This window comes from Mycobacterium sp. TY814 (assembly GCF_030755175.1).
Lineage (GTDB): Bacteria > Actinomycetota > Actinomycetes > Mycobacteriales > Mycobacteriaceae > Mycobacterium.
Map to the genome: position 1 here is coordinate 1,954,768 of NZ_JAUFRY010000001.1, position 18,005 is coordinate 1,972,772.

At 66.6% G+C, this 18,005-nt stretch carries 15 protein-coding genes; 4 read left to right on the forward strand and 11 right to left on the reverse strand.

All coding sequences use genetic code 11. The features are described 5' to 3' along the window. Positions 1-7 precede the first annotated feature (7 nt). The 4 genes from fusA to QXH22_RS08610 all read right to left on the reverse strand — a co-directional run bounded on the left by fusA (position 8) and on the right by QXH22_RS08610 (position 4,040). Positions 8-2,113 (reverse strand): elongation factor G, encoded by a 2,106-nt coding sequence (gene fusA, locus QXH22_RS08595; protein ID WP_306275363.1) that lies wholly within the window; start codon positions 2,111-2,113, stop codon positions 8-10. Between the two features lie 68 nt (positions 2,114-2,181). Further along, a complete protein-coding gene (rpsG, locus tag QXH22_RS08600; RefSeq protein WP_036352615.1) occupies positions 2,182-2,652 on the reverse strand; it encodes a 30S ribosomal protein S7 in 471 nt (156 codons plus the stop codon). Next, positions 2,652-3,026, reverse strand: a complete 375-nt coding sequence (gene rpsL, locus QXH22_RS08605) for a 30S ribosomal protein S12 (protein ID WP_007167812.1) — start codon at positions 3,024-3,026, stop codon at positions 2,652-2,654. The genes rpsG and rpsL overlap by 1 nt, the downstream gene beginning before the upstream one ends. A 369-nt stretch (positions 3,027-3,395) precedes the next feature. Then, positions 3,396-4,040 carry a TetR/AcrR family transcriptional regulator gene (locus QXH22_RS08610; protein WP_306242259.1) on the reverse strand — a complete coding sequence of 215 codons (645 nt, stop codon included), beginning with the start codon at positions 4,038-4,040 and terminating at the stop codon, positions 3,396-3,398. Positions 4,041-4,271: 231 nt separating this feature from the next. Between QXH22_RS08610 and QXH22_RS08615 the strand changes: the two genes are divergently transcribed. Both QXH22_RS08615 and QXH22_RS08620 read left to right on the forward strand, forming a co-directional pair. Further along, positions 4,272-4,649 carry a DUF3060 domain-containing protein gene (locus QXH22_RS08615; protein ID WP_371934172.1) on the forward strand — a complete coding sequence of 126 codons (378 nt, stop codon included), beginning with the start codon at positions 4,272-4,274 and terminating at the stop codon, positions 4,647-4,649. A 42-nt stretch (positions 4,650-4,691) separates the two neighbouring features. Then, positions 4,692-5,186: a DUF3060 domain-containing protein gene (locus QXH22_RS08620; RefSeq protein WP_306242260.1), complete on the forward strand. Its 495-nt coding sequence runs from the start codon at positions 4,692-4,694 to the stop codon at positions 5,184-5,186. Here QXH22_RS08620 and QXH22_RS08625 read toward each other — a convergent pair. Genes QXH22_RS08625 through QXH22_RS08645 form a run of 5 tightly spaced genes read right to left on the reverse strand, consistent with a single transcriptional unit; the run spans position 5,183 to position 10,233 of the window. Further along, positions 5,183-5,950, reverse strand: coding sequence for a crotonase/enoyl-CoA hydratase family protein (locus QXH22_RS08625; RefSeq protein ID WP_306275364.1), 768 nt, complete (start codon positions 5,948-5,950; stop codon positions 5,183-5,185). The two genes, QXH22_RS08620 and QXH22_RS08625, sit on opposite strands and share 4 nt — an antisense overlap. Further along, positions 5,947-6,669: a PaaX family transcriptional regulator C-terminal domain-containing protein gene (locus tag QXH22_RS08630; RefSeq protein WP_306275366.1), complete on the reverse strand. Its 723-nt coding sequence runs from the start codon at positions 6,667-6,669 to the stop codon at positions 5,947-5,949. Before QXH22_RS08630 ends, QXH22_RS08625 begins: the two co-directional genes overlap by 4 nt. Positions 6,670-6,673: 4 nt before the next feature. Beyond that, positions 6,674-7,612, reverse strand: a complete 939-nt coding sequence (locus QXH22_RS08635) for a crotonase/enoyl-CoA hydratase family protein (protein WP_306242263.1) — start codon at positions 7,610-7,612, stop codon at positions 6,674-6,676. Continuing rightward, the gene (locus QXH22_RS08640) at positions 7,609-9,237 is read right to left on the reverse strand and encodes an acyl-CoA dehydrogenase family protein (RefSeq protein WP_306275367.1); all 1,629 of its coding nucleotides are present in this window, start codon (positions 9,235-9,237) and stop codon (positions 7,609-7,611) included. The genes QXH22_RS08635 and QXH22_RS08640 overlap by 4 nt, the downstream gene beginning before the upstream one ends. A gap of 60 nt (positions 9,238-9,297) precedes the next feature. Continuing rightward, on the reverse strand, positions 9,298-10,233 hold the full coding sequence (locus QXH22_RS08645) for an alpha/beta fold hydrolase (protein ID WP_306275368.1): 936 nt from the start codon (positions 10,231-10,233) through the stop codon (positions 9,298-9,300). 261 nt (positions 10,234-10,494) lie between these two features. Here QXH22_RS08645 and QXH22_RS08650 point away from each other — a divergent pair, with 261 nt between their 5' ends. Further along, a complete protein-coding gene (locus QXH22_RS08650; RefSeq protein ID WP_306275369.1) occupies positions 10,495-11,160 on the forward strand; it encodes a TetR/AcrR family transcriptional regulator in 666 nt (221 codons plus the stop codon). Between the two features lie 14 nt (positions 11,161-11,174). Here QXH22_RS08650 and QXH22_RS08655 read toward each other — a convergent pair whose 3' ends face one another. After that, the gene (locus tag QXH22_RS08655; RefSeq protein WP_306275371.1) at positions 11,175-11,930 is read right to left on the reverse strand and encodes a deoxyribonuclease IV; all 756 of its coding nucleotides are present in this window, start codon (positions 11,928-11,930) and stop codon (positions 11,175-11,177) included. A 53-nt stretch (positions 11,931-11,983) separates the two neighbouring features. Here QXH22_RS08655 and QXH22_RS08660 point away from each other — a divergent pair, with 53 nt between their 5' ends. Next, positions 11,984-13,936, forward strand: coding sequence for a neutral ceramidase (locus QXH22_RS08660; protein ID WP_306275372.1), 1,953 nt, complete (start codon positions 11,984-11,986; stop codon positions 13,934-13,936). Between the two features lie 94 nt (positions 13,937-14,030). Here the strand turns inward: QXH22_RS08660 and QXH22_RS08665 are convergent, their stop codons facing one another. Further along, positions 14,031-17,981, reverse strand: a complete 3,951-nt coding sequence (locus tag QXH22_RS08665) for a DNA-directed RNA polymerase subunit beta' (protein WP_306242269.1) — start codon at positions 17,979-17,981, stop codon at positions 14,031-14,033. Positions 17,982-18,005: the final 24 nt, after the last annotated feature.

Here is an 18,005-nt window from a genome sequence, read left to right on the forward strand (position 1 = left end):
TTTTCGCTTATTCGCCGGTTGCCTTGGCGATGATTTCCTTCGACACGTTCGCCGGAACTTCGGCGTAGGAGTCGAACACCATGGAGTAGTTCGCCCGGCCTTGCGTCTTGGACCGCAGGTCGCCGACATAGCCGAACATCTCCGACAACGGCACGTGCGCCTTGACGACACGCGCCCCTGCCCGCTCCTCCATGGCCTGGATCTGGCCACGGCGGGAGTTCAGGTCGCCGATCACATCACCCATGTAGTCCTCGGGTGTGGTGACCTCGACGGCCATGATCGGTTCCAGGATCACCGGCTGTGCTTGTGCCGCAGCCTTTTTCAGCACCTGGGAACCGGCGATCTTGAACGCCATCTCGGACGAGTCGACCTCGTGGAAGGCGCCGTCCAGCAGGGTGAGCTTCAGGTTCACCAGCGGGTAGCCGGCCAGCACGCCGTACTGCATGGCGTCCTGCGCACCGGCGTCCACCGACGGGATGTACTCCCGCGGGATGCGTCCACCGGTGACCTTGCTCTCGAACTCGTAGGTCGCGCCGTCCTCGCTGACGAACGGCTCCAGGCTGACCTGGACCTTGGCGAACTGACCGGAGCCACCCGTCTGCTTCTTGTGGGTGAACTCGACGTTCTCCACCTTGCGGCGGATGGTCTCCTTGTAGGCCACCTGCGGCTTGCCGACGTTGGCCTCGACCTTGAACTCGCGGCGCATGCGGTCCACCAGGATGTCCAAGTGCAGCTCGCCCATGCCGCCGATGACGGTCTGGCCGGTCTCCTGATCCAGGTGCACCTTGAAGGTGGGGTCCTCTTCGGCGAGCTTCTGGATCGACAGGCTCAGCTTCTCCTGGTCGCTCTTGGTCTTGGGCTCGATGGCCACCTCGATGACCGGGTCCGGGAACGTCATGGACTCGAGCACGATCTGGTTGTTCGGGTCGGCCAGCGTGTCACCGGTGGTGGTGTCCTTGAGACCGATCACCGCGTAGATGTGGCCCGCCGACGCCGTCTCCACCGGGTTTTCCTTGTTGGAGTGCATCTGGAAGAGCTTGCCCAGACGCTCCTTCTTGCCCTTGGTGGCGTTGATGACCTGCGAACCCGAGTCGACCTTGCCCGAGTACACCCGGACATAGGTGAGCTTGCCGAAGAACGGGTGCGTGGCGACCTTGAACGCCAGCGCGGAGAAAGGCTCGTCGGTCGACGGCTTGCGCACGATCTCCTCGTCCTCTTTGCCGGGCGGGTGGCCGACGGCCGGCGGCACGTCCAGCGGCGAGGGGAGGTAGTCGATGACGGCGTCGAGCATCGGCTGCACGCCCTTGTTCTTGAACGCGCTGCCGCACAGCACCGGGTAGGCCTCGGAGTTGATCGTCAGCTTGCGGATCGCGCCCTTGATCTCGGCGACCGTGAGCTCTTCTCCGCCGAGGTACTTCTCCAGCAGCTCCTCGTCGGTCTCGGCGACCGCCTCGATCAGCTTGGTGCGGTACTCCTCTGCCTTCTCCTGCAGATCGGCGGGGATGTCGACCACGTCGTACTTCTCGCCCAGCTTGGCCTCGGCGCTCCACACCTTGGCCTTCATCTCGACCAGGTCGACGACGCCCTCGAAGTCACCCTCGGAGCCGACCGGCAGCTGGATCGGGATGACGTTGGCGCCGAGGCGCTCCTCCATGGTGCGCACGGAGAAGTAGAAGTCGGCGCCGATCTTGTCCATCTTGTTGACGAAGCAGATGCGCGGGACGTCGTATTTGTCGGCCTGCCGCCACACCTGCTCGGACTGGGGCTCGACGCCCTCCTTGCCGTCGAACACCGCGACGGCGCCGTCCAGGACACGCAGCGAGCGCTCCACCTCGACGGTGAAGTCGACGTGGCCGGGGGTGTCGATGATGTTGATCTGGTTGTCGTTCCAGAAGCAGGTGGTTGCCGCGGAGGTGATGGTGATCCCGCGTTCCTGCTCCTGCTCCATCCAGTCCATCGTGGCCGCGCCGTCGTGCACTTCACCGATCTTGTAGCTGATACCGGTGTAGTACAGGATGCGCTCAGTCGTCGTGGTCTTGCCGGCGTCGATGTGCGCCATGATGCCGATGTTGCGGACCTTCGTCAGGTCGGTCAGCACGTCCTTCTGTGCCACAGAAGTCTTCCCACTCTTTCGTTGCTCAGTTAGCTATCGGATGCGCCAGCGGGTTCCGCTGGAAGCCGTCACCAGCGATAGTGCGCGAAGGCGCGGTTGGCCTCGGCCATCTTGTGGGTGTCCTCGCGCCGCTTGACGGAGGCCCCCAAGCCGTTGCTGGCGTCCAGGATCTCGTTGGCCAGACGCTCGACCATCGTCTTCTCCCGGCGCTGCCGCGAGAAGCTGACGAGCCAGCGCAGTGCCAGCGTGGTGGACCGGTCCGGGCGCACCTCGACGGGCACCTGGTAGGTGGCGCCACCGACGCGGCGGCTACGCACCTCAAGGGCGGGCTTGACGTTGTCGAGCGCGCGCTTGAGGGTGATGACGGGGTCGGTGCCGGTCTTGTCGCGGGCCTGCTCGAGCGCACCATAAACAATGCGCTCAGCCAGCGATTTCTTCCCCTTCAGCAGAACTTTGTTCACCAACTGGGTGACCAGCTGCGACCCGTAGACCGGGTCGTTGACCAGCGGACGCTTGGGCGCGGGCCCCTTGCGCGGCATTAGCTCTTCTCCTTCTTGGCGCCGTAACGGCTGCGAGCCTGCTTGCGGTTCTTGACACCCTGGGTGTCCAGCGAACCGCGGATGATCTTGTAACGCACACCGGGCAGGTCCTTCACCCGGCCGCCACGCACCAGGACCATCGAGTGCTCCTGGAGGTTGTGGCCCTCGCCCGGAATGTAGGCCGTGACCTCAACCTGACTCGTCAGCTTCACACGGGCAACCTTCCGAAGCGCCGAGTTCGGCTTCTTCGGAGTGGTGGTGTACACGCGGGTGCATACGCCACGACGCTGCGGGCTGCCTTTCAGAGCCGCGGTTTTGACCTTGGCGATCTTGTCGCGACGACCCTTGCGGACCAGCTGCTGGATGGTTGGCATCTACCGGCTTTCTGTGTTGCTGTTCTTGTGGTGCTTGTCGAGTGCGCTGTTCAAAAGTTCCTGTACTGCAGTTATGCCCCTCCGCGGACTAACGTCATTACCCCGCGGCCGGGCGTGTCGCATGCGCTTGCCCGGAAAACATCATCCGTCGCATTGTGGACACGCGAATTGGCCCGGCATTTACGCCCGCTACTTCAGGCGCCGTTAGCCGCCAGGCACGAGGTCCCACAATACCCGCCCGGAGTCTGGCAGGTCAAAAACGGTGGCATCGCCCGCGCGAGCCGCACAGGTCCCCCAGGTGGCGCGACTGTGAAGCTGGCCGCACAGTCGCGTCCGAGCGTGAAGCTGGCCTCACGCTCGCGCCGCCGGCTAGGGCGTCTCCGCTGCCTGGACGGTGCGCCGATCCATGCCCGCCGCCAGCCGCAGCACCATGTCGGTGAACACGGCGTCGGTGTCGATCTCGTCCATGACTCCGGTCATTTCCAGCAGCACGAACCCGTGCATGGCCGACCAGAACTCCAGAGCGGCGTAGAAAGCCTCCTCGCCCTGCAGGCCGTAGGACGACAGCACCGCGATGACGGGGGCTGCCGCTCCCCGCGTCACGGCCGTGTACTCGGGATCGTCGCCGCCGAGCGGCATCCGGGTGAACGCGGAGTACCGACCGGGGTGATGGTGGGCATAGCTGCGGTAGGCGCCGGCCATCACCAGGACGGCGTCGTCGCGGGACCGTCCCTCCCCCACCCGGTTGAGCATCGTGATGATGTCGTCGATGACCCGGATGCGTACGGCACGGCGCAGATCCTCGAGGCTGTCGACGTGGTTGTACAGCGACGGTCCCTTGGTGCCCAGCTGGGTGGCCAGGGCGTTGATGGTCAGCGAATCCCAGCCCTCCCGGTCCAGGAAGGTCAGCGCGCCGTCGACGATGCCCTCGCGGCTCAGCTTTGCTTGACGGGCTCCCGGCTTGCCGGCGCGCGCACGGCCACCACCCGACGGTGGTTCCGGCTGAGCTGCCATGGCGATTCACCCTTCGGTTGGGATGGCCGGCCCCGCGCGCGCGGCGTCAGAGCTAACTAATGACTCTAGTTGACTGCGCCGTAGTCATCGGGTGCGGCGCTCCGTGGTCGCGCCGGCGCCGCGGCTTTGGCGAATAAATGCCCACGGGGCTGTCGTCACGCAGTTAAATGCACGTAATCTCAATCGAGGTCTGATCGAGCAGACCACCCACCCAACGAAGGGGGGCCCGCAGTGAAATGGACAGCCGCCGTGGGGACGCTGGCAGCCTGCGCCGCGACCGTGGTCGCCCTACCGGCCGCGCCGGCTCCGGTTGCGCACGCGAAGAACGGCGACACCCATATCACCGGGCAGGGCGTTGAGACGACGATCGACTGCGGCGACGCCACGCTCTTCGTCAACGGCACCAACAACATCGTCACCGCAAAAGGCAGCTGCTGGGCGGTCACGATGATGGGGACGGGCAACACGGTCATCGCCGACACCGTCGTCAACGACATCACCGTGTACGGGTACGACGGGACCGTGTTCTACAAGAACGGTGACCCGGTCGTCTGGGATCGCGGCCGCGAACTGGGCATGGTCAACCGAATCCAGCGTGTTGGGCCCTGAGCGAGTGTGACAGTTCTTTTTCACGGGAGGAATCGAGTAACCATGCGCGCCAAGGGAACTGCCAAGACATTCCGGGTGGCCGGACTTGCCCTGTCGGCGGCGGCGATCGCCGCGGCCGTCGGGTTGGCCGGCTGCAGTTCGACCGCCGGGCCGCCCGCGAGCAGCAGTTCGTCCTCGACGAAGTCGTCGACGACCACCAGCAGCGGGAGCGCGGAGACGACGTCGACCACCGGTGGCGGCCCCACCATCAGCACCTCGGTGCAGGTGGGCGACACCGTTGTCTACGCCTACGTGGGGCAGACCGCCACCATCTCCTGCGAAGAGGGCAAGTCACTGAACGTGACCGGCTCTGACAACACGCTGACCGTCAACGGCAACTGCGAGACGGTGAGCGTCGGCGGCACCAAGAACAAAATCACCCTCGACAAGGTCAACAAGCGCATCACGGTGCTGGGGATGGACAACACCGTCACCTACAAAGACGGCGACCCGGAGATCAACAAGATCGGCCCGAACAACACCGTCACCAAGGGTTAACTCGCCGGGGCGCCGTGCCGGCCGGCTCCGCCGGCGAAGCGCCCGGCGCCCTCCAGCGCCTCGGCGGAGACCCGGGAGATGCTCGCGAACTCCAGGTCCATCGCCGCAGACTCGGGCAGGCCCCACTGGTGCAGCGCCGACAGCCGGTCCGACCGCAGACACTGCTGCGGCAGCGCGGCGAGTTCGGCCGCCAACTCCTGGGCGGCCTGGCGCGCTTGGCCTTTGGGCACCACCCGGTTGGCCAGACCGATCGCCAGCGCCTCGTCGGCCTTGACGCCGCGGCCGGTCAGGATCATGTCCATCGCGCGGCTGTGCCCGATCAGGCGCGGCAACCGCACCGTTCCGCCGTCGATCAGCGGAACGCCCCAGCGCCGGCAGAACACCCCGAACACGGCGTCCTCCTCGGCGACCCGCAGGTCGCACCACAGGGCGAGCTCCAGGCCGCCGGCCACCGCGTAGCCGTCGACGGCGGCGATCACCGGTTTGGACAGCATCATGCGCGACGGTCCCATGGGGCCCGGGCCGGTGCGGTGCACCGAGTTGGCCTGCGGTGTGCCGAAGGCTTTCAAATCGGCTCCGGCGCAGAACGTTCCGCCCTCGCCGCACAAGACCGCCACCGAAGCGCTGTCGTCGCGATCGAACCGTTCGAACGCGGCGTACAGCGCGGCCGCCGTCGGGCCGTTGACGGCGTTGCGCGCCTCGGGCCGGTTGATGCAGACCGTGGTCACCGGGCCGTCGCGCTCCACCCGCACCACATCGCTCATGTCGCCTCCTGGAGTTGGGTCGTGTCACGCAGTTCCGCCAGTTCGGTGGCGAAGTCGTGGTAGGCCGCCCGCAATTGGGCACCGGGCCAGTCCGCGGGCAGCAGTTCGTCGGGCAGGATGGGGTCGGTATTGAGGTGACGCACGATGGCGGCGGCCACAACGAACCGCCCGGGCACGTCGGTCGCACGGTCCATCTCCGCCAGCAACCCGCGGCCCACGTCGGCCCACTGCGTCAGGTCCCACAATTGCCGGGCCAGCGCGGCCGGCGCGTCGTCGCGCGCCCGCAGCACCCGCACCCGGGCGGCGACATCGGGCGTCAAGTCCAGGCCGAGGTTGTCCGGACGCATCCAGACACCTTCCCGCAACTCGCTGAACCGCTTGTCGTGCATGGTGTTTCGCAAAGCCGCCCGGGTTCGCGGGTCGGTGCCGACACTGGTGACGACGACCACGTGCCAGTGCCCGCGCCAAGCGCGGGTACGCGGGCGCATCGCCTCGTCCTGCCGCCGCTGCCGGGCCAGCAGGCGGTCGGAGAGCCGATACCCGTCGGCTGACCGAATCAAGTCACCGGCGCTGACCATCCGGGTCAGCGCCACCCGTATCGTCGCCTCTTTGATACCGAAATCTGTTGTCAGCCTTATCAAGTCGCTGGCGGTGGCCCACGCGGGGTGGGCACCCAGCAGCACGCTGAGCACCACGGACCGGGCGGTCATCTTGCGCACGGCGCTACACCTGGGACGCTTTCCGGCCGTAATCACCGAAGGGTTCGTCGCGGTGTTTGACCGCGTCACGGAAGCCGTGCTCGACCGCATCCGCGACGAACGCGTGCCCTTCCGGCGTGTGCCGCGCCACCCCGTCGAAGACGGTGCTGACCATCCGGCTGGTGGCGACGCCCTGCTGCAGGAGCGGGGCATTGAGCGCGAGCTTGATCATGATCAGCTGATTGACCGGCAGGGCGGCGATCCTGGCCACCAGGCGTTCGGTGCGTTCGTCGAGCTCTGCCGGATCGGGCGCCTCGACCGCCAGTCCCCATTCGGCGGCCTGCGCGCCGGTGATGCAGTCACCGGTGAACAGCAGCCGTTTGGCCCGCTGGTCACCCAGGCGGTGCGCCCACAGGCCCGCAGCCGGAACACCCCAGACCCGGGTCGGCGGATAGCCGATCTTCGCGTCGGCGGCGGCGATCACCTGATCGGCGTGCAGCGCGATGTCGGTGCCGCCGGCCACACAGTAGCCGTGGATCTTCACCACCGTCGGCTTGTCGGCGTGCATCAGACTGGCGAACCCGCGCACGAACCGGCTCATCATCTGGTAGTCGATCATCGGGTCCCACGGCTGGTTCGGCAGGTGGTTGACCGCCTGCGTCTTCCCGTCCAGGACCGTGCCGTGATACCCGCCTTCCTGGCCCGACGAGCCGGTCCGGTCGGCGTAAGCGGACAGATCGAAACCGGCACAGAAGCCTTCGCCGCGACCGGAGACCAGGATGACGTGGACGTTCGGGTCGAGGTCGGCGCGTTCGACCAACGCCGAGAGCTCCAGCGGAGTGTCGGCGACGATCGCGTTGCCCTTCTCCGGCCGGTTGAAGGTGATGCGCGCAACCCGGTCGGTGACCTCGTAGGTCATCGTCTTCAGGTTGTCGAAGTCGACCGGCCTGATCGAGTGGGTCATCCCTTGACCAGCGCGCGCTCGATGATCGGCGCCAGGTCAAGGCCGCTCGGCATGGTGCCGAACGCGCCACCCCACTGGCCGCCCAGTCGGGTGGCCAGGAAGGCTTCGGCGACGGCCGGGTGGCCATGGCGCACCAGCAGCGATCCCTGCAGCGCCAGGCAGATGTCCTCGGCCACCTTGCGGGCCCGGTACTGGATGGTCTCCAGGTCGGCCAACTGCTCGCGCAACCGTTCGACGTGGGCGTCCTGCCTGGCGTCCTGGCCCGCCGTCTGGGCCAGTTCGTCGAACAGCACCTCGACCGACTCGGGCCGAGTTGCCATGGCGCGCAACGTGTCCAGTGCGCTGACGTTGCCCGAGCCCTCCCAGATGCCCATCAGCGGGGCCTCCCGGTAGAGCCGCGGCATGCCGGAATCCTCGACGTAGCCATTGCCGCCCAGGCATTCCAGCGCTTCCGCGGCGTGGGGGGTGGAGCGCTTGCAGACCCAGTACTTGCTGGCCGCCAGTCCGATGCGGCGTAACAGCGCCTCCCGCTCGTCACCCCGGACGGCCTTGTCGGTGGCGCCGGCCATGCGCATCGCCACCATGGTGGCAGCCTCGGCCTCCACCGCCAGGTCGGCCAGCACGTTGCGCATCAAGGGCTGGTCAATCAGATAGGCGCCGAACGCCTTTCGGTGTTGCGCGTGGTAGGTGGCGCGGGTCAGCCCGGTGCGCATGCTGGTGGCGCTGCCCAACGTACAGTCCAGCCGGGTGAGGTTGACCATTTCGATGATCGTCGGGACGCCGCGCCCCTCCTCGCCGACCAGCCACGCTGTGGCGTCGTCGTACTCGACCTCACTGGACGCGTTGGCATGGTTGCCGAGCTTGTCCTTGAGCCGCTGCAGGAACATCCGGTTGCGGGACCCGTCGGGCAGGATGCGCGGCAGCATGAAGCAGGACAGGCCGCCCGGCGCCTGGGCCAGCACCAGGAAGATGTCGCACATCGGCGCCGAGGTGAACCACTTGTGGCCCCGCAGACTGTAGGTGCCGTCCCCGTTGGGCGACGCCTGGGTGGTGCCGGCGCGCACGTCCGAACCGCCCTGCTTCTCAGTCATCGACATGCCCGCGGTGATGCCGGCCTTAGTGGCGGCGAGCTTCAGCTCCGGGTCGTACTCGCGGCTGGTCAGCAACGGCTCGTACACCGCCGCCAGTTCGGGGTTGAACCGCAGCGCGGGCACCACGGCGTACGTCATCGAGATCGGGCAGATGTGACCCGCTTCCACCGTCCAGACGGACGTCTTGGCGGCCCGCACCACGTGAGCGCCGGGCCGTTCGTCCGCCCATGGGGCGGCATGCAGTCCATGGGCGATCGCGGTGCGCATCAGTTCGTGATAGGCGGGGTCGTACTCCACCTCATCGACCCGGTGCCCCACCGTGTCGTGGGTGTGCAGGACGGGTCGGTTGCGGTCGGCCAGCTCACCCCAGCGCTGTGCCTCGCGGCTACCGGAGATGGCTCCCAGCTCGTTGACCTCGTCCAGACCCCACTGGCCGCCCTCCCGGATCAGCGCCTCGATGAGGACGGGAGAGGAAGCCGGGTTATGATTCTCGAGTGGCGGAACCTGGTTGGTGACGACGTGCGTGTCTGGCATGGCACCAATGTTACATTTCTCCGACAACCGCACAAGACCTGTAACGCCGTGTCGTCCCGGCTAGGCGACCCGGTCGCAGAACGCGCCCACCACCTCCACCGTTTCGCGCGGGGCCTCGAAGGGCCAGAAGTGCCCGGTGTCGAACAGATGCAGGCCGCTGCCGGGTGGCAGCATGGCCAAAATGGCTGGGTCTTCGTAGAATTCGCGCGGCTGCAGGGGGTCGTGGGCGCCCTGGAGCAGCAGCACCGGAGTGGTCCAGGACCGAATCAGCCGGGTGCGCCGGTCCACCCATTCCTGGCGAAACGACGACGAGTGGAAGTAACGGGGCACCGCGATCGCGATGCCGGGGTGGCTGAATTCTGCGAAGGTGCGCAGCAGGTCCTCCCGGGCGACCGGCCGTTCGGTGAGCCACTCATAGGCGGTTGCGGCGAAGCGGCGGGCCTCGCCGAGCATTGCCGGCGCATCGGGCGACTGCATCATCGACTGCTGCGGGTGCAGACTCGGATGCAGATGCCAGAAGTGTTGCTGCCCACGGGCATATCCGCGTACTCGATCGCCCATCGCCGCGACGAGATGGTCGCCGACCGGAGTACCCCGGTCATGCGTGACGAGGGTGAATTCGCCGACGCGCAGGGTGTCGAGCAGCGCGCCGAGCTGCTCGGCGACGCCGGCCTGCCGGTAGTCACCGCTGCGTTTGTCCGACTGCCCATAGCCTTTGAGGTCGATGGCCAGACAGTGGTAGCGCGTGCTGAGACCTTCCAGCGCGTAGTGCCATTGCCACCACGAGTCGGGCAGACCGTGCAGGAACACCACGGTATGCGCGGACGGTGCACCGGCTTCCACGACGTGCCATCGCACCGTTTCGCTGTCACCCGGCGCGTCGACGAACCTGTGTACGACAGTCACCTCGCCGAGCCGTTCCGTCTCGCCGTCGTCATTGGACCGGGCAGGTGGCATCTCGCCAAGCTCCGTGACGAGTTGCTCGGCAGCGAGCACCGCGGCGGTCAGTCCGTCTTGGATGTGCGTAACCCGTTGCGGCGGTTCGGTATACGCCAGATCCGCGATCGCCGTCATGATGCCGCGGATGGGGTTTGCCTGGAAACAGGTCGTTGCGCGTCGTCGAACATCATCGTTGCGCCTCCTTTATTGAAGATATCTTCACTTGCGAGGGATTTGTCAGTCAAGCGATAACTGAATAAATATTCAGATTCGAGGTAAGATTCGACCGAAACCCTCTCAGGACTGGAGCACAACGCGTTGGAGCCCGCTGGCACGCCGCCCAATCGCATTGAACGGCGCAAGCAGCGCACCCGCGCGGCGCTCATCTCCGCCGCGCAGGGCTTCATCGCCGACGGCACTCTGCAGGTGCCGATCCAGGACATCTGTCAGGCCGCCGATGTCGGGGTGGGTTCGTTCTACAACCACTTCGAGAGCAAAGAGCAGTTGTTCGACGCCGCCATCGACGCCGCCCTCGACGCGCATGGCGCACTGCTCGATGCGCTGACGGCGTCGATCGACGATCCCGCGGAAGTATTCGCTGTCAGTTTCCGGATCACCGGGCGCATGTTCCGCCGTCCGGAGAGCCGTATGGTTCTCAATCACGGGCTGGAACTGATCACCGCGGACCGGGGGCTGGCGCCGCGTGCCAGGCGCGACATCGCCGCGGCGACCGAGTCCGGAAGATTTCAGGTGGCCGACCCCAGACTCGCCATGGCGATCGCCGCCGGGGCGTTGCTGGGTCTGGGGCAACTGGTGCAGGCAGAACCGGAGCGCGACGCCGCCCAGACCGCCGACCAGGTCACGGAGGACCTGCTGCGGATGTTCGGGCTCCCGGCCGACGAGGCGCGCGAGTTATGCAGCCGACCAATGGATCTCGGGTGGATGGAGGCCGTCGAGCCGCCCGGCCGGCGCGTCACGAACTAGCCGGCTGCAAGCCCTCAGGCGACGATGTTGTCGCGCAAAAACGCAATGTCGTCCTTGCGGCCCTCTTCGGCCGTCTCGCAGATGACCGGGGCGTCCGCGGCCTTGACGACGGCCACCAGCAACTCGGGGTCGATCTGGCCGGTGCCGAAGTTGGCGTGCCGGTCGGCCCCGGAGCCGGCGGCATCCCGGGAGTCGTTGCAGTGCACCAGGTCGATGCGGCCGGTCAGCGCCTTGATGCGGTCGACGGCGTCGATGAGCGCCTCACCGGCCGCCCAGGCGTGGCAGGTATCCAGGCAGAAACCGATTCCCTTGTCGCCGATGCGATCCCACAGCCGGCCGATGGTGTCGAAGTAGCGGGCCATCGCGTGGTCGCCGCCCGCGGTGTTCTCCAGATAGATCTGCATGTCGGTATCCAGATAGTCCAGCGCCTTGGCCCAGCGTTCGAAGCCGGCCTCCATGTCGTTGTCGTCGGCGTGACCGCCGTGCACGATCACCGCTGTGGCGTTGATCGCCGCCGCGGCGTCGCACGTGTCCTGCAGGATCTTGCGTGACGGAATCCGGATCCGGTTGTTGGCCGACGCGACATTGATCAGGTACGGGGCGTGCACATACAGCGGCACGCTGGACGATTTCAGCGTCTCGGCGTCCTCGCGCGGCTTCGGCTTCTTCCAGCTCTGTGGATTGCCGAGGAAGAACTGCACCACGTCGGCGCCGTCTGCCTGAGCGGCGGCCAGGGGGTCATCTTGGTGGACATGTGAACCGATGAGCACTCGACCAGTCTAGTGAGGCCGGCGCGCGGGAGTCGCAGCATAAGGTGTTGAGCGTGACGGACGAGGCAACGCTTGTGGCGGGACTTTCGGTGGGGCTCTCGGTGGGGAGGGGCATCTCAGATATCACCGGCGAGGCCGCCGAATGCGGCATGCTCGGCTACGGCAAGACCGGTCAGCGCACCGCGGGAATCCATCTTCGGCTGCGGTCACGTGCATTCGTCTTCGCCGAACCCGGCGGCGCCCGGGTTCTGCTGGTGATAGCCGAATTGCCGCTGCCGATGCAGAACGTCACCGACGAGGTGCTGCGGCGGTTGGCGACGTCCTACGGCGACACCTATAACGCGCAGAACACGCTGATCACCACGACGCACACCCACTCCGGTCCCGGCGGCTACTGCGGACATCTGCTGTACAACCTGTCGACCAGCGGGTTCCGGCCGGCGACCTTCGCGGCAATCGTAGACGGGATCGTCGAATCGGTGCGGTACGCCCACGACGATCTGGCCCCGGCACAGGTGGCACTGTCGCACGGCGAATTGCACGGGGCGAGTGTCAACCGCTCCCCCGCCGCCTTCGACCGCAACCCGGCCTCCGACCGAGAGTTCTTCCCCGGCCGCATCGACCCGCACACCACGCTGCTGCAGATCGATCGCGGCGAAAAGACCGTCGGCACAATCCATTTCTTCGCCACGCACGGCACCAGCATGACCAACCGCAACCTCCTCATCTCCGGAGACAACAAGGGCTTCGCCTCCTATCACTGGGAGCGCACCCGCTGCGGCGCGGACTACCTCGCCGGCCAGCCCGACTTCATCGCCGCGTTCGCGCAGACCAACCCGGGCGACATTAGTCCGCACGTGGACGGGCCGATCGATTACGGGCCGTCCAGAGAAGACGAGGAACTCGAGAACACTCGCCGGATCGGTCTGTCCCAATTCGAGGACGCGTTCGGGCAGCTCGGCACGGGGACCCCGATCGGCACGAGCGTCGACTGCAGAGTCACCTACCTCAACCTCAGCGACGTCGAGGTGGGCGGGCAGTACACCCCCGACGGTCAACAGCGCCGCACCGGGCGGCCGACGATCGCCGCCGCGATGTTCGCCGGGACCGACGAGGGCGAGGGCTTTCCGGGATTTCAGCAAGGCCAGGGGCGAAACCCGTTCTGGGACAATGTCTCCCGCGGCATCTACCGGCTAGCCGGGAAGGTGCGGGCGGCCCAGCAGCCCAAAGGCATGGTGATACCGGCCCACCTGCTGAACAGGCTGCAGCCCTTCATCCAGGAGGTCGTTCCCGTCCAGCTGCTGCGGATCGGGCGACTGTATCTGATCGGCATCCCCGGCGAACCCACGATCGTGTCCGGTTTACGGCTGCGCCGGACGGTGGCGTCGATCGTCGGCGCCGACCTCGATGACGTGCTCTGCGTGGGGTACTGCAACGCCTATATCCATTACGTGACCACCCCCGAGGAGTACCTGGAACAGCGGTACGAGGGCGGCAGCACCCTGTTCGGCCGGTGGGAGTTGCCGGCGTTCATGCAGACTGTCGCCGGACTGGCCGAAGCCATGCGCGACGGCCGTCCGATGCCACCCACGGCACGGCCGAAGTCCCACAAACCCCGAAGCTGGCTGCGCGCCGCTCCCGCGGACACCGGCTCCTTCGGTGCGCTCCTCGACGAACCGAACGCGACCTACCGTCCGGGCGACTCCGCGGAGGCGGCGTTCGTCAGCGCGTTTCCCAACAACGACGTCCACCGCAACCGCACCTTCCTCGAAGTGGTCCACCTCGCCGGCAACGAGTGGGTGCGGGTGGCCGACGACGGCGACTGGTCGACCACCTTCCAGTGGCAACGCGAAGGGCGCAGCGGCTCACATGTCCGCATCCGGTGGAACATCCCGGAGGATGCGGCGCCCGGGCACTACCGCATCGTGCATCACGGGATGGCCCGCGACACCCACGGCAGGCTCGAACCGTTCCAGGCCACCACGCACGAGTTCACCGTGCGCTGAGTTCGGCCCGAGCTGGGGCACCACCCGCTTGCGGGGGAACGCAAAAGCCCCCACTTCCATCGGAAATGGGGGCCTTTGCGTCTGGTCGCGCTAGTTACCGGTAGTCGGAGTATCCGTAGTCGTCCAGCGGAACCGCAGCACCGGTCGCCTGGCCGAAGTCCGGGCTGTAGTACTGGTCCTCGTACGACGGGATCGTGTACGCGGCGGCCCGGGCCTCCTCGGTGGGCTGCACCTGGATGTTCCGGTAACGGTTGATGCCGGTACCGGCCGGGATCAGCTTTCCGATGATCACGTTCTCCTTCAGACCCTGCAGCTTGTCGCTGCGGCAGTTGATCGCCGCATCGGTCAGCACACGCGTGGTCTCCTGGAACGACGCCGCGCTCAGCCACGAGTCGGTGGCCAGCGACGCCTTCGTGATACCCATCAGCACCGGACGGCCGGCAGCCGGCTCGCCGCCCTCGGCCACCACCCGGCGGTTGGACGCCTCGAACTCCGCACGGTCGATCAGCGAGCCGGGCAGGAACTCCGTCGAGCCCGAGTCGATGATGGTGACCCGGCGCAGCATCTGGCGGACGATCACCTCGATGTGCTTGTCGTGGATCGACACACCCTGGGCCCGGTAGACCTCCTGGACCTCGCGGACCAGGTGGATCTGCACCTCACGCGGGCCCTGCACGCGCAGCACCTCGTGCGGGTCGGCCGAGCCTTCCATCAGCTGCTGGCCCACCTCGACGTGGTCGCCGTCGGCGAGCACCCGCTCGGAACCGTCCTCGTGCTTGAACACCCGCAGACGCTGACGCTTGGACAGCTTGTCGTAGACCACTTCCTCGCCGCCGTCGTCGGGAACGACGGTGATCTTGTAGAAGCGCTCGCCGTCCTCGAGGCGCACCCGGCCGGTGACATCGGCGATCGGTGCCTTCCCACGCGGGATCCGGGCCTCGAACAGCTCCTGGACACGCGGCAGACCGCCGGTGATGTCCTCACCCACACCACCCTGGTGGAAGGTACGCATGGTCAGCTGCGTGCCGGGCTCACCGATGGACTGGGCGGCCACGATGCCGACCGCCTCGCCGATGTCCACCAGCTTGCCGGTGGCCATCGAGCGTCCGTAGCAGGTGGCGCAGACGCCGGTACCGGTGGTGCAGGTCAGCACCGAACGCACCTTGATCTGCGTGATACCCGCGGCCAGCAGGGCCTCGATCGACGGGTCGCCGAGGTCCTCGCCGCGCGCGACGATGACATTGCCGGCCTCGTCCACCGCGTCGGCGCCCAAAGTCCGTGCGTACGCCGAGGTTTCGATGTACGGGTCACGGATCAAGGTGCCGTCCGGCTGACGCTCGGCCAGCTCGACGACGATGCCGCGCTCGGTCTGGCAGTCGTGCTCGCGCACGATCACGTCCTGGCTGACGTCCACCAGACGACGGGTCAGGTAGCCGGAGTCGGCGGTACGAAGCGCCGTGTCCGCCAGACCCTTTCGAGCACCGTGGGTGTTGATGAAGTACTCCAGCACGGTCAGGCCCTCGCGGAACGACGACTTGATCGGACGCGGGATGAACTCACCCTTCGGGTTGGTCACCAGACCCTTCATGCCGGCCAGCGTTCGGGTCTGGGTGAAGTTACCGGTGGCGCCCGACTCCACGATCGTGATGATCGGGTTGTCGCTCGGGTAGTGCTCCCGCAGCGCCTGGCCGACCTCGTCGGTGGCTTCCTTCCAGATCTCGACCAGGGCCTCGTTGCGCTCGTCGTGGTTCAGAGCACCACGCTGGAACTGCTTTTCGACCTTCTCCGCGCGCTCTTCGTAGGCGTCCAGAATCTCCTTCTTGCGCGGCGGCACCAGCACGTCGGCCATCGAGACCGTGACACCGCTGCGGGTCGCCCAGTAGAAACCGGCGTCCTTGAGCTTGTCCACGGTCTGTGCGACCACGATCATCGGGTAGCGCTCGGCCAGGTCGTTGATGATCGAGGCCTGCACCTTCTTGTGCATCTGCTTGTTCACGAACGGATAGCCCAGCGGCAGCAGCTCGTTGAACAGCACCCGGCCCAGCGTCGTCTCGGCCACCCAGGCGTCACCCGGCTGCCAGCCGTTGGCACCGAACAGCTCGGCCTCGCGCTCGGCGGGCGGACGCAGCTGGGTCAGCCGCACCTTGATCTTGGCCCGCACCGAGAGCACCCCGCGGTCGGCGGCCATGATGGCCTCCGCCGGCGAGGAGTAGACGCCGCTCTCCGACTGGTCCGTCGCGGCGGCCTGGAACTCGCCCTTATCGCCGGGAACCTCGGTGGTCAGGAAGAACAGCCCCGTCACCATGTCCAGACGCGGCATGGCCAGCGGCCGGCCGGAGGCCGGCGACAGGATGTTGTTCGACGACAGCATCAGGATGCGTGCTTCGGCCTGCGCCTCGGCGCTCAGCGGCAGGTGCACGGCCATCTGGTCACCGTCGAAGTCGGCGTTGAACGCCTCACACACCAACGGGTGCAGCTGAATAGCCTTGCCTTCCACCAGCATCGGCTCGAAAGCCTGAATGCCCAGCCGGTGCAGGGTAGGTGCACGGTTCAGCAGCACCGGGTGCTCGGCGATGACCTCTTCGAGCACGTCCCACACCTGCGGACGCTGACGCTCCACCATCCGCTTGGCGCTCTTGATGTTCTGCGCGTGGTTGAGGTCGACGAGCCGCTTCATCACGAACGGCTTGAACAGCTCGAGCGCCATCAGCTTGGGCAGACCGCACTGGTGCAGCTTGAGCTGCGGGCCGACCACGATGACCGAACGGCCGGAGTAGTCGACACGCTTGCCGAGCAGGTTCTGGCGGAACCGGCCCTGCTTGCCCTTGAGCAGGTCGGACAGCGACTTCAGCGGACGGTTACCCGGCCCGGTGACCGGACGGCCACGGCGGCCGTTGTCGAACAGCGCGTCCACTGACTCCTGAAGCATGCGCTTCTCGTTATTGACGATGATCTCGGGCGCGCCGAGGTCGATCAGCCTCTTGAGCCGGTTGTTGCGGTTGATCACGCGGCGGTACAGGTCGTTGAGGTCCGAGGTGGCGAACCGGCCACCGTCGAGCTGCACCATCGGACGCAGTTCCGGCGGGATCACCGGGACGGCGTCGAGCACCATGCCCATCGGCGAGTTGCCCGACTGCTGGAATGCGGCGACCACCTTGAGGCGCTTGAGAGCACGAAGCTTCTTCTGCCCCTTGCCACTGCGGATAACCTCACGCAGGTTCTCGGCCTCGGCGTCGATGTCGAAGGTCTCGATCAGCTTCTGGATCGACTCCGCGCCCATGGCCCCGGTGAAGTACTCGCCGTAGCGGTCCTGCAGCTCGCGGTACAGGTTCTCGTCGACGATCAGCTGCTTGGGAGCCAGCTTGGTGAAGGTGCTCCAGATGTCCTCCAGCCGGTCCAGCTCGCGCTGAGCCCGGTCGCGCAGCTGACGCATCTCGCGCTCGCCGCCGTCGCGAACCTTGCGCTTGGCGTCGGCCTTGGCGCCCTCGGCCTCCAGCTCGGCCAGGTCGGCCTCGAGCTTCTGGGCGCGGGCCTCCAGGTCGGCGTCACGCTGGTCCTCGACCGCCTTGCGCTCCACCATCATCTCGGCCTCGAGCGTGGACAGCTCGTTGTGCCGCATCTCGTCGTCGACCGCGGTGATCACGTACGCGGCGAAGTAGATGATCTTTTCCAGGTCCTTGGGGGCCAGGTCCAGCAGGTACCCCAGGCGCGACGGCACACCCTTGAAGTACCAGATGTGAGTGACCGGAGCGGCCAGCTCGATGTGGCCCATCCGCTCACGGCGCACCTTGGCGCGGGTCACCTCGACGCCGCAGCGCTCACAGATGATGCCCTTGAAGCGCACCCGCTTGTACTTGCCGCAGTAGCACTCCCAGTCGCGAGTCGGCCCGAAGATCTTCTCGCAGAACAGGCCGTCCTTCTCGGGCTTGAGCGTGCGGTAGTTGATGGTCTCCGGCTTCTTTACCTCGCCGTAGGACCACTGACGGATGTCCTCCGCAGTCGCCAGGCCGATTCGGAGTTCATCGAAGAAGTTGACGTCTAACACGTAACTCCCTTTCCCCTTGCGGGA

Excerpts from the sequence above, each read along its gene's own strand:
- rpsG (WP_036352615.1), bottom strand. The coding sequence starts at position 2,652 with ATGCCGCGCAAGGGGCCCGCGCCCAAGCGTCCGCTGGTCAACGACCCG.
- rpsL (WP_007167812.1), bottom strand. The coding sequence starts at position 3,026 with ATGCCAACCATCCAGCAGCTGGTCCGCAAGGGTCGTCGCGACAAGATC.
- QXH22_RS08610 (WP_306242259.1), bottom strand. The coding sequence starts at position 4,040 with ATGGCAGCTCAGCCGGAACCACCGTCGGGTGGTGGCCGTGCGCGCGCC.
- QXH22_RS08620 (WP_306242260.1), top strand. The coding sequence starts at position 4,692 with ATGCGCGCCAAGGGAACTGCCAAGACATTCCGGGTGGCCGGACTTGCC.
- QXH22_RS08625 (WP_306275364.1), bottom strand. The coding sequence starts at position 5,950 with ATGAGCGATGTGGTGCGGGTGGAGCGCGACGGCCCGGTGACCACGGTC.
- QXH22_RS08635 (WP_306242263.1), bottom strand. The coding sequence starts at position 7,612 with ATGACCCACTCGATCAGGCCGGTCGACTTCGACAACCTGAAGACGATG.
- QXH22_RS08640 (WP_306275367.1), bottom strand. The coding sequence starts at position 9,237 with ATGCCAGACACGCACGTCGTCACCAACCAGGTTCCGCCACTCGAGAAT.